This is a genomic window from Enterococcus sp. FDAARGOS_375 (genome assembly GCF_002393265.1).
Classification (GTDB): Bacteria; Bacillota; Bacilli; order Lactobacillales; family Enterococcaceae; genus Enterococcus_D; species Enterococcus_D innesii.
Window position 1 is genome coordinate 212,364 of the sequence record NZ_CP023515.1, and the last position, 13,672, is coordinate 226,035.

General features: G+C 44.9%; 10 protein-coding genes and 1 pseudogene. 5 read left to right on the forward strand and 6 right to left on the reverse strand.

Annotated elements, in window-relative coordinates; translation table 11 throughout:
* The first annotated feature begins 147 nt into the window (after nt 1-147).
* From CO692_RS01985 to CO692_RS01995, 3 genes are read left to right on the forward strand one after another with little or no spacing between them, the layout of a single operon-like run.
* Nucleotides 148-687, forward strand: coding sequence for a GNAT family N-acetyltransferase (locus tag CO692_RS01985; protein ID WP_096741403.1), 540 nt, complete (start codon nt 148-150; stop codon nt 685-687).
* A gap of 15 nt (nt 688-702) precedes the next feature.
* The gene (locus CO692_RS01990; RefSeq protein ID WP_077452695.1) at nt 703-2,433 is read left to right on the forward strand and encodes an ABC transporter ATP-binding protein; all 1,731 of its coding nucleotides are present in this window, start codon (nt 703-705) and stop codon (nt 2,431-2,433) included.
* The gene (locus CO692_RS01995; protein ID WP_010747846.1) at nt 2,430-4,184 is read left to right on the forward strand and encodes an ABC transporter ATP-binding protein; all 1,755 of its coding nucleotides are present in this window, start codon (nt 2,430-2,432) and stop codon (nt 4,182-4,184) included. Before CO692_RS01990 ends, CO692_RS01995 begins: the two co-directional genes overlap by 4 nt.
* Before the next feature lie 69 nt (nt 4,185-4,253).
* Here CO692_RS01995 and CO692_RS02000 read toward each other — a convergent pair whose 3' ends face one another.
* From CO692_RS02000 to CO692_RS02025, 6 genes and pseudogenes are all read right to left on the reverse strand, one after another.
* Nucleotides 4,254-4,526: a GNAT family N-acetyltransferase gene (locus tag CO692_RS02000; RefSeq protein WP_016613524.1), complete on the reverse strand. Its 273-nt coding sequence runs from the start codon at nt 4,524-4,526 to the stop codon at nt 4,254-4,256.
* A complete protein-coding gene (locus CO692_RS02005; RefSeq protein ID WP_008378829.1) occupies nt 4,514-4,792 on the reverse strand; it encodes a (4Fe-4S)-binding protein in 279 nt (92 codons plus the stop codon). The genes CO692_RS02000 and CO692_RS02005 overlap by 13 nt, the downstream gene beginning before the upstream one ends.
* 190 nt (nt 4,793-4,982) lie before the next feature.
* Nucleotides 4,983-7,175 carry an alpha-galactosidase gene (locus CO692_RS02010; protein WP_096741404.1) on the reverse strand — a complete coding sequence of 731 codons (2,193 nt, stop codon included), beginning with the start codon at nt 7,173-7,175 and terminating at the stop codon, nt 4,983-4,985.
* 40 nt (nt 7,176-7,215) lie between these two features.
* Nucleotides 7,216-8,031, reverse strand: a pseudogene (locus CO692_RS02015) (carbohydrate ABC transporter permease); the annotation flags it as partial.
* 2 nt (nt 8,032-8,033) lie between these two features.
* Nucleotides 8,034-8,909, reverse strand: a complete 876-nt coding sequence (locus CO692_RS02020) for a carbohydrate ABC transporter permease (RefSeq protein WP_010747841.1) — start codon at nt 8,907-8,909, stop codon at nt 8,034-8,036.
* A gap of 61 nt (nt 8,910-8,970) precedes the next feature.
* A complete protein-coding gene (locus CO692_RS02025; RefSeq protein ID WP_096741405.1) occupies nt 8,971-10,260 on the reverse strand; it encodes an ABC transporter substrate-binding protein in 1,290 nt (429 codons plus the stop codon).
* 168 nt (nt 10,261-10,428) lie between these two features.
* Between CO692_RS02025 and CO692_RS02030 the strand changes: the two genes are divergently transcribed.
* Both CO692_RS02030 and CO692_RS02035 read left to right on the forward strand, forming a co-directional pair.
* A complete protein-coding gene (locus CO692_RS02030) occupies nt 10,429-11,952 on the forward strand; it encodes a response regulator (protein WP_096741406.1) in 1,524 nt (507 codons plus the stop codon).
* A complete protein-coding gene (locus tag CO692_RS02035) occupies nt 11,949-13,652 on the forward strand; it encodes a sensor histidine kinase (RefSeq protein ID WP_096741407.1) in 1,704 nt (567 codons plus the stop codon). The genes CO692_RS02030 and CO692_RS02035 overlap by 4 nt, the downstream gene beginning before the upstream one ends.
* The last annotated feature ends 20 nt before the right edge of the window (nt 13,653-13,672 follow it).

The following is a 13,672-nucleotide window of genomic DNA, read 5'->3' on the forward strand; positions in this document are numbered from 1 at the left end:
GGGTAGCAACTGGCAAGTTCTATTTTTAAAAGAAAGAATTTTCATGAAATTTACATGCTTTTACAAGAATATTGTTGTATTTTTCTGATAATGTTTTCGGCTATTTCGTTCTATGGTAAGATGTCCCTAAAGAAATGGAGGCTGTCTATGGTATGTATGGAAAGTGAACGGTTAACGATCCGTCCGTTTCAAGAAAGTGATTTTGCCGATACCTTTGCTATTTATCAGCAAGCGGAAGTTTGCCGTTTCTTACTTCATGAGCCTTGGCAGACAGAAACGGCAGCGGCGGCTTTTGCCAAAAAATGCCAACAGCACGCCTTGACGGACCAAGCAGGTCTTTCTTTGGCGGTACTACACGATCAAACGGTCATCGGCGATTTGTCGGTGTGGTCTACTGGTCAGCCGTCTTCCGTTGAAATTGGCTATGCCTTCCATCCGTCATTTGGCGGACAAGGGTTTGCTCAAGAAGCATTGAAAAAATTGTTGGACTGGTTGTTTGCCAGTCAGAAGATCCATCGGGTCCAAGCGACGCTAGATGCCCGCAATCAGGCCTCAGCCAAGCTTTGCCAACGTATAGGATTGCGCCAAGAAGCACATTTTATCCAAGACTGGTGGAACAAGGGGGAATGGACCGATAGTTTGGTTTTTGCCTGTTTAGCCAGTGAATATCCTGCACATCCGAAATAATTTAGGAGGTTTTTTATGATTAGCTTGTTACGCTATGCCAAGGATTATCGCAAACAGATTATTCTTGGTCCGTTTTTCAAATTTTTAGAAGCGGTGTTTGAATTGGTTCTGCCTTTACAGATGGCCGCTTTAGTCGATGAGGGTCTACGGCAAAACAATTGGTCGAAGGTCGTTGAAATGACGATCTGGATGATCGTGATGTCCGTGGTAGGCATGATCTGTGCCGTCATCTGTCAGTATTATGCTTCCGTCGCTTCTCAAGGATTCGGGACAGAATTACGCAATCGCTTGATGAAAAAAATCAACACCCTTTCCCATAGCGAACTAAACTTATTCGGTACGGATACCTTGATCACCCGAATGACCAACGACATCAACCAGATGCAGATTGCTTTGGCGATGCTGATTCGGCTGGTGGTCCGGGCACCCTTCCTAAGTATCGGTTCCGTGATTATGGCCTTTGTCATTGATTGGCAAGCTGGCTTGATTTTCCTACTCGTCTTACCGCTCTTTTGTATCGTCTTATTCTGGATCATCGCCAAAACCGTGCCATTATATAAGAAAGTTCAAGTCCATTTAGATGAGTTGAATGAGTTAGTAAGTCAAAATTTAAGCGGGATTCGGGTGATTCGTGCCTTTGCTCGCACAAAAACGGAAACGAAGCGTTTTGATAAAGCAACTGATGATTTAAGTGATGTCTATTTACGGGTCACAAATCTGTCCGCTTTATTGACGCCTGCCACCACCTTGATCATGAATGTCGGCATTATCGCGTTGTTTTATATCGGTGGATTCAAAGTCAATATTGGCAATTTGCAGCAAGGACAAGTGCTGGCACTGGTCAATTACATGAATCAAATGCTCTTAGCGTTGATCGTAGTTTCCAACTTAGTAATCATCTTTACCCGTGCCGCAGCATCAGGTTCACGGATCAACGAAGTGTTAGCCACTGAGCCGTCGATCGGCGATGAACTTTCAGAAGTCTTTATGGATCAGCCAAAAAACAACGTCGGAGCGATTCGCTTTGAACACGTGGATTTCCGCTTTTCAAAAGAATACGGGTTAGCTTTGAAAAACATTGATTTCCAAGTCGCACCGGGGTCTATTTTAGGTATCACTGGACCAACCGGTAGTGGGAAATCTGCCTTGACCCAATTGATCCCCCGCTTCTACGATGTGGCGGATGGCAAAGTGATCGTTGACGGGCACGATGTGCGAAAATGGCCTTTACAGCAATTACGCCAAAAAATCGCCATGGTGCCTCAAACCGCCGTGCTGTTTACGGGAACGATTCGAGAAAACTTGCAATGGGGCAAAAAAGATGCTACCGATGAAGAATGCTGGCGTGCACTCGAAATCGCTCAAAGCCGTGACTTCGTTGAAGCCTTGCCGCAGCAACTGGATACCCCGATTTTTGAAGGTGGCAAGAACTTTTCTGGGGGACAAAAACAACGCTTAACGATCGCCAGAGCGTTGATCGCTAAACCAGATATCTTGATTTTGGATGACTCTCTAAGCGCCCTTGACTATCAAACCGATCTTGATTTGCGGATGGCTTTAAAAGAAAGCATTCGTGGTACGGTCATCATTATCTCTCAACGGGTTCGCTCCATTCAAGATGCGCAGCAGATCTTAGTCTTAGACCAAGGGAATTTGGTAGGCAAAGGGACCCATGAAGAGCTGTTGGCATCTTCAAAAGAATACCAAGAAATCGTGGCATCACAGGCAGAGGAGGAAGAAGCATGAAAAAGAAATCATTCGATTGGTCGGCCTTTCGTCGCTACCTCCCTTATTTGACTGCCTACGCGAAGGAAACTTGGGCAGCAGTTGTCCTCGGGATCGCTGCTGGCGTCTCCTCGGTCTATATGACGTATCAGATTGGTCAAGCCGTCGATCAGCTGATAGGTGCTGATCAAGTGCAATTCAGCGCCCTCTATCGTATTTTGCTTTTGTTTGCCGGAGTGGTCTTAGTGACTGTGGTCAGTCAATGGTTGATCCAGCGACTAGGCAACCGCGTGGCGTATTTATCCGTCGCCGATTTGCGTAAAAAAGGCTTTGCTCATCTCAATACATTGCCGTTGCGCTATTATGACCAAAACTCCCACGGCAACATCGTCAGTCGTTTTACCAACGACATGGATAATATTTCCATTGCCGTCGCTGCAGTCTTTAACCAGTTGTTCTCTGGTATTTCGGTCGTCTTGATTGCCTTAGTCGTCATGCTGCAAATGAGTGTGCCCTTAACGTTGGTCGTATTGGTTTCGACCCCGATCATCTTTTTGGTCAACTGGATCGTGGCACGAACGTCTCAATCGCATTTTGCTCGCCAACAAGAAATCGTCGGCGAAATTTCAGGCTTTGTTACGGAAATGATCGGCAATCAAAAAATCGTCAAAGCCTTTGATCGAGAAACCATCAACCAAAACCGTTTTGAAACGATCAACCAAGAATTGAATGTCCGAGGGCAAAAGGCACAATTTTCTTCTTCTTTGACCAATCCCCTTTCGCGATTCGTCGATCATTTGGCGTATCTGTCAGTCGGCTTTGTCGGCGGTCTGCTTTACTTTTCTGGTTCAGGTGCCGTCACGGTTGGGGTGATCTCCAGCTTTACGATCTACTCCAGTCAGTTTTCTAAACCATTCATTGAATTGTCGGGAATTACCACCCAGATCCAAACGGCATTAGCTGGACTTTCAAGAACCTTTGAGCTATTGGATCAAGAGCCAGAAACAGCCGATGACCAAGAATCTCAATCACTGGGTGAGATCAAAGGCGAGATTGCCTTTGAGGAGGTTTCTTTTGCTTATGATCCTGGTCAAAAATTGATCGAAGATTTCACTTTTACCGCAAAACCTGGAGAAACCGTCGCGATCGTCGGAAAAACTGGTGCTGGTAAATCGACGTTGGTCAATTTACTGATGCGTTTCTATGATGTCGATAAAGGGGCAATCAAGATCGATGGCACCGATATTCGTCAGTTGAAACGAGAAGAATTACGGCAAAGCTTCGGAATGGTCTTGCAGGATACGTGGCTCTTTGATGCCTCTTTACGAGAAAACCTGCAATACGGCAATGACACTGCCACAGATGAAGAAATCTACGATGCCTTAAAGCATGCCTATATGTATGAGTATGTGATGCGCTTACCAGAAACACTAGATACACCGATCGGTCATCAAGGGATCAAGATCTCTGACGGGCAACGGCAGCTATTAACGATCGCCCGCACGATGATCAGCAACCCACCAATGCTGATTTTGGATGAAGCAACCAGTTCGGTTGATACTCTGACTGAGAAAAAAATCCAAGATGCTTTCTTGAAAATGATGGAAGGCAAAACCAGCTTTGTGATCGCCCATCGATTATCAACGATTCGAGCAGCAGACAAGATCCTTGTAATGGATGCCGGTCAAATCGTGGAGCAAGGAACCCATGAAGAATTACTGGCAGAACAAGGCTATTACTATCGCCTGTACCATGCTCAATTCCAACATTGATCATCCATACAACAACCCCCACCAGCTCAAAGAAAGACTCTTGAGCTGGTGGGGGTTGTTTTGGTTGATTTATTGGTTCCAAACATCGGCATATTCTGGTTTGCGTTCAAATTCTTTTTTGGCAAAGGGACACAAAGGAATGATTTTCTTTTGTTCTTTGCGGGCTTTTTCCACCCCTTTTGCCACTAATTTTTCTGCCAATCCTTGCCCCCGATAGGCAGGATCGACAAAGGTATGATCAATGATCAAGCGCGTTTCACCCGCTTCCGACCAGGTCATTTCACCGATTTCTTTGTCACCGTCTTTTAACACAAATCGAGCATTTTCTTCTAAGATTTCCATGATTGTTCCTCCTTTAACACATACTTTAATGCACCGCTGGGGCAAGTGTGGATCACTTGTGCCGCTTGGGCTGCTTCCCCATTATCAGGAATCACCCAGGGACGCCGTCCAACTTCAAAAATGGCGGGATTGCCCCGCACACAATTACCGCTGTGGGTGCAGATCTCTTTGTTGTAATAAATATCGATCGCTTCGCCACGATACTTCCGATATCCTGCCGCGATCAACCCTTCTTCTGTTTCATTTGCTAGTGGCTGTTCGTCCATGTTGAACACCCTCCTCTTACTGATTGTCAGAAGCAAACTGCCTGCCTCCTCCTTCATCATACGACTTCTCGAGAAAAAAATAAATCATTTGTTCTAAAATAGCCTCTCAGTTGCCGATCATTAATTAAAAGCTTGCGTTAACACAATAAAGCGCCCCGTCAAAACTTGCTACTTTGACAGGACGCTTTTTTTATTCATGAGGCGCTTTTGCAACAAAATGAAACCGCTGCGTGGCATAATCCCCGGCTAAATGAGGATCGATATACAACCCGAGTTGCATCAATTCATCGCCACCGAAGCTCTCTCCCCCACTTTGATAGGTGAGGTCAGGATCAAGACCAGCCAGCTTTAAAGTAACCAATGGTGCAGAGGCTTCGGCTAAGACTCGGAAGTAAAAGACGATCGCTTCTTTTTTATCTGGAGAAACATACAGCCAGGCGGCGTCATTGCCTTCATAAGGGCTGAGTAGTCGAACAAAGCGGCCCAACTGCAGCAGGCGCCGATGTTTTTTATAAAAAGTGATTTGTTCTTTGATCTGTGCTTTTTCTTCTGCTGTCAGTTGTGTCAAATCAAGCTCATAGCCCAACAAGCCAGACATTGCAGCATTGCCGCGAATCGCTAAATCCGTTGCCCGTTGGGTCTGATGGTTCGGGATCGCCGAGAGATGCGCACCCATGGTGGATGGCGGATAGACCAGACTGGTTCCGTATTGAATCTTCAGGCGGGCGATGGCATCGGTGTTGTCGCTGGTCCAAATCTGCGGCATATAATACAAGAAGCCAGCATCAAAGCGCCCACCGCCACCAGAACAGCCTTCAAACAGGATCGTTGGATAGGCAGTGGTCAGTTTCTCTAGGAACTCATACAAGCCCAGCAGATAGCGATGCGCGACCTCCCCTTGCTGGGCAGGATCGAGGAGCAAGGAATAGACATCCGACAAACTGCGGTTCATGTCCCATTTGATATAGTCGATGGCAACCGTATCAAACAGTTGGGTTAACTGCTGATAGAGATGGTCTCTGACATCTTGTCGAGAAAAGTCCAACACATACTGACTGCGGCTTAGCGCCGGCTTGCGATTTGGTACTTGTAACAGCCAATCAGGGTGTTGTCGGTTCAGTTCACTGTCGCCCGAAACCATTTCTGGTTCCAGCCAAAGCCCGAATTGCAGCCCTTTGTCATGGACTTTTTGGGCAAATCCTGCCAAGCCAGAAGCTAGCTTGCCTTCGTTTTCAAACCAATCGCCTAATGAGGTTTGGTCATCTTCTCGCTGACCAAACCAGCCGTCATCCAAAACAAACAGTTCGATTCCCAGCTCCTTGGCTTCATCAACGAGGGCATCCAGCTTTTCTTCATTGAAATCAAAGTACGTTGCTTCCCAGTTATTGATTAGGATCGGCCGTTCTTGCTTTTTGTATTTGCCCCGAATCAAATGCTCATCATAAAAGTCATGATAGGTGGCTGACAGCTGGTTCAAGCCAGCCTCACTATAAGCAATCACGGCTTCTGGGGCTTGAAAGCTTTCAGTTGGCGGCAATTGCCAGGCAAATTGATAGCTGTTGATCCCCATGATCACACGGGTTTGTTGATAAGGATCTTTTTCGATGATGGTTTCATGGTTGCCGCTATACAGCAAGCTAAAACCAAAACATTCCCCAGCAAACTCCGTAGCATTAGGTTCCAGCAAGACGGCAAAGGGATTTTGCTGATGGCTGCTGGAACCCCGCTTGCTGTCTAAACGCTTGATGCCGCGATGGATGGGTTCTCGGGTCACTTGACGTTCCTTCGCCCACGCCCCTGGCAAGTGGATCAAATCAAAGGGACGGTTAGGAAAATCCAGGGATTGACTCGCCAGCTGTTCGATGGTAACAGGCTGGTTTCCGTGGTTGATTATTTTACTTGAGCGGACGATCACTGCCGCCTCCTCAAAAATTGTGTAAAACAGCTGCAGTTCGAGTCCTGCCACATCATCTTTTAAGGACAGAATCAGTGTTTCGATGCCGTCGTCGGCCCCATGGGTCTGAGGCAATCCTGCTAAGGCTGGTTTGCCTTGTTGAATCTGGTAATCACTAAAGACAAAATGGCTGACTCGGCTGCCGTCAGACTGGCGAATCGTATAGGCAGCTTCTCGAAAGTCCCCGAAGCCATTACCAGGAAACTCCAGCATCAAGGTGTCTAATGAGAAAAGCCGATCGCTACTGTCTGGGGGATTGGGTGAAAAGGAGCGATCAAGGCGTGGGTAGCGATAGCCACCAGAATAATGGGCGATTTTCTTCCCAAAATAAAGGTGCGCCACATTGCCCCCTTCCTCTATCTGTAAGAGATAGCTGATTTGATCGTTGCTTAAATGAAAGACGTTTAATTGTTTGTCAAAAAGAATCATATCGTACCCTCTACTTTGTATTTGTTTGCTGATGCCCCGCTTATTTCACGGATCCCAGCATCCCTTGGACAAATTGTTTTTGTAAAACGAAGAAAATGATGGCCGTCGGCAGTGTGGCGATCACGATGCCGCACATCATCATGCCATAGTCAGGTGTATAAGAAGCACCCATTGCTGAAAGAACCAGTGGAACGGTCCGTTTATCTGGTGATTGCAGGGCAACTAATGGCCATAAATAATTGTTCCAGCTGCCCATAAACGTAATGATCGCGGCAGCTGCGTAGGTATTTTTAGCCGTAGGCATGTAGACTCTAAAGAAAATACTCAGTTCATTCAAGCCATCGATCCGAGCAGCTTCGACTAATTCTCTAGGGAATGCCTTGATGTTTTGGCGGAAAAAGAAAATCAAAAAGGCGGTACAGACTGAGGGCAAAATCACGACAGCGAAGGTATTGATCCCGATCGGTGTGCCGCTAAGTTTGCTGAACATCCGATAGAGGGGGATCATTAGCGCGGCAAAAGGCACCATCATCGACAGCAAGAGAATATTAAAGATGCGGTCTTTGGTTTTCGTTCGATAGATCTCAAAACCATACCCTGCCATGGAGGAGAACAACAGCGCAAAGACGGTCGTAATCACGGCAATCACTGCGGAATTGCCTAATGCCCGAGTAAAATTCAAATCAGAAGAAAAGAGATTTTGGAAGTTGATCACCAATTGATCGCCAATCATGATTTTTCCAGCAACGATATCAAAGGTTTGATTGGTCATCCCTAGAATCATCCAAACAAATGGAAAAATAGAGATGAAAGCCAAAATCGCCAGAAAGACGTATTTTAAAGTGAGTGAGATTGTTTTCAATTTTCTTTTCCTCCTATTTTCGTTTGGATGATCGATAAGATCACGATCGCAATCACGATAACAAAGGAGACCGCAGCGGCGTACCCAAAGTTTGGCGTGAATTTGTAACTCAAATTGTAGATATATTGGGACAAGGTCGTCGTGGCATTGGCTGGTCCACCGCCAGTGATATTTTGAACTTCATCGAATAATTGCAGCGTACCGATCGTTGAGGTGATCGTGGTAAATAAGATGATTGGACGCAAGTTGGGAATCGTGATTTTGAAGAATTGATCCCATTTCGTGGCACCATCGATCTCTGCCGCTTCGTAAATACTTGGATCGATATTTTGCATGCCTGAGATGAAAAAGATCATATTGTAGCCAGTCCAACGCCACGTGATGGCAAAAATGATCAGTACTTTTGCCCAGAAGGGATCCGTCAACCATTGGATCGGTGCATCGATCAGGTGTAGTTGCGTCAAAAAGTTATTGACTAACCCATTTGCCGAAAAGAGACTTTTCATGATCAAGGAATAAGAAACCAAGGATGTGATACAGGGTAAAAATAAGGCGGTGCGGAACAGCCCTTTAAATTTCAATTTTTTGTCATTCAATATGTTCGATACGATCAGCGCCAAAAAGAGCATGATCGGAACTTGGACTAATAAGTATAAAAACGTATTGCCAAAGGCTTTTTTAAAGGTTGAGTCGCTCAACATCCGCTGATAGTTGCCAAGACCGTTAAAGGTCATCGCTGTCGGTGGTCCTGATTGGAATGACGTGAACAATGCCGAGACCATCGGAATAAAGACCAGCATCGTGATCAAAATGACGGGTAAGGTAATAAAGGCATTGCCGTTTGCAAACCAATTTTTTGTTTTGTTTTTCATTGTAATTCCCCCTTAACACAGAAACTCGCGATCGCTCACGAGTTTCTGCAAAGTTGTTCGATTAGTTTGCAATTTGTGCTTCCACTTGTGATTGTGCTTCTTCTAATACTTTATCGATGTCTTCGCCGTTGATCACTCGTTGCAAGCTTTCAGTCAAGACAGATTCAATGGCATAGGTGTGATTGCCGTAGTTCACGGCTGGAATTTCTTGTGACCATTGAGAGAAATCTTGGAAGACTTTTTGACCGCCATAGAAATCAAGCCCCGACGTATATTCTTCCGTTTCTTCTGCAGCATTCATGGTTGAAACCAAACCGATCTCGGTAGCTAATGTACCCATCAATTCTTTATTTGAAGCAAAGGTATTGGCTAAAAAGTCTTTGGCATTTTCTTCGCCATCAACCCCTTTGATCACGTACCAGCCTGCTCCGCCGATGCTAGAAGCATTGACTGAATTGCTGTTGCCAGCGATAGATGGGATTGGAGCGATCGCCCATTTGCCGCTTTGGTCTTCCGCGCCTTGAATCGTGCTGGAATACCACGCACCAGTTGGCGCAGAGGCGACATTCCCCGATTGAACGGCATTGACCCCACCATCCCAATCAGAAACTTGTTCAACTAAGCCTTCATTCAACAATGTTGCTAAGACAGTTAGACCGGCTTTGAAGGATTCATTGTCTTTGATGGTCACAGTGGAGCCATCTTCACCGGTATACCATTCGCCTGCCGATTGCATAATGATTCGTGCCAAGCCAAGATCGCTTGGGTCTAACGACATCATAGCGTGACCCGTTTTTTCTTTGACGTCTTTGGCGATGCTGATAAAATCATCCCAAGTAATATCTTGGAGATCAGCTTGCTCATAGCCTGCATCGGTCAAATAGTCTGTGCGGTAAAATAGTCCTGCGACGCCACTGTCAAATGGCACCCCATAAATGACATCGTCGACTTTATTGACCGCAAATTTATAGCTGGAGAAATCCTCCTCATTCACAATATCCGTTAGATCACTAAACGCATCTGGATAAGAAGAAAGGTATCCTTGGATGCGGTAGTCTTCGATCAAAACGATATTTGGTAGTCCGTCCGTATTTCCAGATGCCAGACTCGTATTTAATTTTTGAACGATATCATCTTGTGACATCGTCACGACTTCCACATCGACATCTTGATTTTCATATACTTTTTTGGCTTCATTGACTGCCTTGATGTTGAAGGTCTCATCCCATGCCCAGACCGTGACTTTGTTTGAGGACTCACCAGAATCCCCTGAGCTTGTGTTGCTGTTTCCGCAAGCTGCCAAAGTCAGCACTGCAGCCGCCGTTACCATCGATGCAAATAGTTTTTTCATTTTTATCCCTCTTTCCTTTTATTTACATGGCTAACTATACACCGATTTTGTAACCGTATTCAATAATTATGAAAGAGCTTACTAAATTAGTCCAAAAATAGAAAAAAGTTACAATACCTTTCTTTTTTGAAAGCGTTTATAATAAAGAAGAGATATAGGGGGGATACCATGACTATTTTACGCACGGTCTTAGTCGTTGATGATGAGGCAACGATCCGAGATGGATTGAAACATATGATACGTTGGGAGCAAGAAGGGTTCCGTCTCTTAGGCGATGCAGCGAACGGGCAAGAAGCATTGGCGCTGATTCATGAACTGAATCCCGACATCGTGATCACGGATTTGAAAATGCCACAAATGGACGGTCTTCAACTCACAACGATCATTCAACAACAATATCCAGAAGTCCATTTTTTGGTCTTGAGCAGCTACGATGATTTCCAATACGTCAGTCAGTCTTTTAGAAATGGTGCCGTAGATTATCTTTTAAAACCGACACTGACACCGACACTCTTGTTGAAGACGCTGCACAACATCTCACAAAAGCTGTCACATACGAAAGGCTCCGTGACTGAGGAGACGCAGCTGCAAGAATCGTTGAATCGCTATTTAGCAGGGTATGAAGAACCGTTGGCTCCTTTGGCGGACTACCTTGCATTAGATCAGTCGCAACAGCAAGCCCAAATTTTGACCACCAATTTTAGCGGCTTTCGTGCCAATGATCAGCTGCTGCATGCATTAACGGAATTTACTCAATCACAACCGCAGTTAAAGACGCTCTTTTTTCAAACCAGTAACAAAGATGCCGGCTTAGTGATCAGTTATCCAGAAGGAACGGATGTTTATTCCTCTTTGAAAGAAACGTTGGAACAATTACGTTTTACCGAGCCAGACGCCTTCTTTACTCTCAGTGTGCCCTTTCAAAAGATTGAACAGTTGCGGGACCATTTTGTGACGCTTAAAGCCAAAAGCCAAGGACAATCGTTTTTTTATAAACGACAACGGTTGGTGCCAGAACAAGAACTCTTTTTGTACATTGAAAGTGAACGCTTTGATACGAAGAAGTTCTTACGGGCTTTGTTAGACAACAACTTTTTATTAGGAATCACCAGAATCGAGGAATATTTTAATGACATGATCTTATCCAATGTCGATCCGACATTCTTAAAACAGCAGGCCAGCAGTATTTTTTACACGTTACTGTCCCGCTTGGAAGAAGAATTTCCCAATGCTCCACTCTTTAGCCGCTTAAAAGCCGAATTTTTGCATGCCATCGGTCACGTGCAGTATTTGGAAGATTTTTCTGATTTGTTGTTGGCGACCATTGATGATATTCGTCAACAGCTGACGACCTTATCACCGCTGGATGAAGATGATCTACTCGTTGCGATCCAGCGCTTCATTCAAGACAACTACACCAAAAGTCTGTCTTTGTCTGAACTGGCTGAAACCTTTCATTTTAGTTACACCTATCTTTCGGCTTTTCTTTCTGCGAAACTGAAAATGAGCTTTTCTGAGTATGTAAAGAAAACCCGCTTGGATAAAGCCAAAGAACTACTGACACAATCTGATCTGAATCTATCTGAAATCAGTGAAGCGGTCGGGTATTCGGATATCAGCTATTTTTCTCGCATCTTTAAGAAAGAATGCCAAGTCACCCCATCGAAGTATCGACGGTTGAATCAATTATGAAAATCAACCAATGGATTCAGAAAAATGAATTATTCAGTCGGATCTTCCTCTTTGTTGTCGTCGGGGTCATTAGTGTTTGTCTGCTAACTGTCGTCGTGATCTATGGTCGCTCGAAAGATGCCTATGTTGCCTCGTACCAGAGTTCCAATCAGCTACTACTGGAAAAAATCCAAGAAGATTATGAGCGTCTGAACGAGAATATCCATCGAATTTTTGACATCGTCGATGAAAGCAAAGCCGTTGAAACATACTTAGAAGGCGACACGAATCAAGGCCGTACGATTTTAGAATTAAACGAGCAATTAAAAGACACCCGCTCTTTGTTTCAAGACATCCCCTCGAATTTAGTGTTGATTGGGGTCAACGGGGGCACGTTCTTTCAAAACGATGCGGTTCGCAATCAATCAGTAGATGATTTTCTCGCCAGTGCCTTTATCCAGCAGATCAATGACAATGACGCCATCAGTCAATATTATTTCTTGGATCAAGGCTTGAGCACCTCCACCAGCGACTCCCCCGGCTTGATGTACGTGCGCAAATTAATGAAAGAAGAAACGATTTTCGGCTATGCCCTGATTTTCTTAAAAGAATCCGATTTTTCTTCGATCTATCGTCAACTCTTAGATACCAGTCTCCACTCGATCTATATCGTCAATGAGCAAAATCAAATTCTTTCCACTTCTGATCCGAGCCTTTTAGGCAAGCCGTTTGAAAATCGTCTTGTCACGGTCAAAAGAGATACTAGCATCAATCAGCTGCCCCTTTATTCGTATCATTTTACTTTTTACGATGTTTTGGATGAATCGCATCTAGTACGCAATATGAATCTGATCAAGCCAGCTCTGTTGATTTCTGTCGTCAGTATTTTACTCTTTAGTCTGCTGGCATTTTGGATCATCCGCAACATCACCCAACCGATTTATCAGCTGATCGCCAAGCTGCCTGCGGTCACACAAGGCGATTTCAGCGACAAGGTTACCATCAACGGGACGTACGAAACGCGAGAATTGGGGCGTGCCTATAACTTGATGCTAGAGGACTTGGAATCTTATGTCGATCATTTAATGGTTACAGAAGCCGAAAAACGCAAGTTCGAGATCCGCTCGTTGCAAATGCAGATCCAACCGCATTTTGTCTACAACACATTGACGGCCATCAAGTTTTTGATCTGGCAAAACGAACAAGAAGCCGCCACCCAAGCGATTGAAAGCTTTGTCCAATTGTTGCGGCACACCTTTAACCGCAAAGAGATCGTCCCCTTAAAGGATGAGCTAGCGATCGTGGAAGAATACCTCGTGTTAATGAACGTACGTTACGGCAATCGCATCCAATCAACGATTTTTTCAGAAGATGGCTGCGAAGATATTCTTGTACCGAAAATGATTTTGCAACCGATTATCGAAAATGCCTACCTGCATGCCTTTCCCGAAGAGGATTCAGGATTGATCCAGATTTTTTCTCGCGTCAGTAAGGAAGGCCTGAAAATTGAGATCATCGATACGGGCATCGGGTTCAATGAAGAGCACCCAACCAGCACCGCCAACCATTTTGAACACTATTCGGGTATTGGCTTGGACAATATTGATCAGCGTATCAAGCTGCTCTATGGGGAGAAATATGGATTGACTGTAAAATCACGCATCAACGAAGGAACCACCGTTCGCTTGCTGCTGCCGATCCAGCGGGAGGAAATAGCATAATTTCTTTCATTAAAAAAGAA

What these genes read in the sequence shown, in the direction of transcription:
- CO692_RS01985 (WP_096741403.1), top strand. Translation starts at nt 148, where the DNA reads ATGGTATGTATGGAAAGTGAACGGTTAACGATCCGTCCGTTTCAAGAA.
- CO692_RS01990 (WP_077452695.1), top strand. Translation starts at nt 703, where the DNA reads ATGATTAGCTTGTTACGCTATGCCAAGGATTATCGCAAACAGATTATT.
- CO692_RS01995 (WP_010747846.1), top strand. Translation starts at nt 2,430, where the DNA reads ATGAAAAAGAAATCATTCGATTGGTCGGCCTTTCGTCGCTACCTCCCT.
- CO692_RS02000 (WP_016613524.1), bottom strand. Translation starts at nt 4,526, where the DNA reads ATGGAAATCTTAGAAGAAAATGCTCGATTTGTGTTAAAAGACGGTGAC.
- CO692_RS02005 (WP_008378829.1), bottom strand. Translation starts at nt 4,792, where the DNA reads ATGGACGAACAGCCACTAGCAAATGAAACAGAAGAAGGGTTGATCGCG.
- CO692_RS02010 (WP_096741404.1), bottom strand. Translation starts at nt 7,175, where the DNA reads ATGATTCTTTTTGACAAACAATTAAACGTCTTTCATTTAAGCAACGAT.
- CO692_RS02020 (WP_010747841.1), bottom strand. Translation starts at nt 8,909, where the DNA reads ATGAAAAACAAAACAAAAAATTGGTTTGCAAACGGCAATGCCTTTATT.
- CO692_RS02025 (WP_096741405.1), bottom strand. Translation starts at nt 10,260, where the DNA reads ATGAAAAAACTATTTGCATCGATGGTAACGGCGGCTGCAGTGCTGACT.
- CO692_RS02030 (WP_096741406.1), top strand. Translation starts at nt 10,429, where the DNA reads ATGACTATTTTACGCACGGTCTTAGTCGTTGATGATGAGGCAACGATC.
- CO692_RS02035 (WP_096741407.1), top strand. Translation starts at nt 11,949, where the DNA reads ATGAAAATCAACCAATGGATTCAGAAAAATGAATTATTCAGTCGGATC.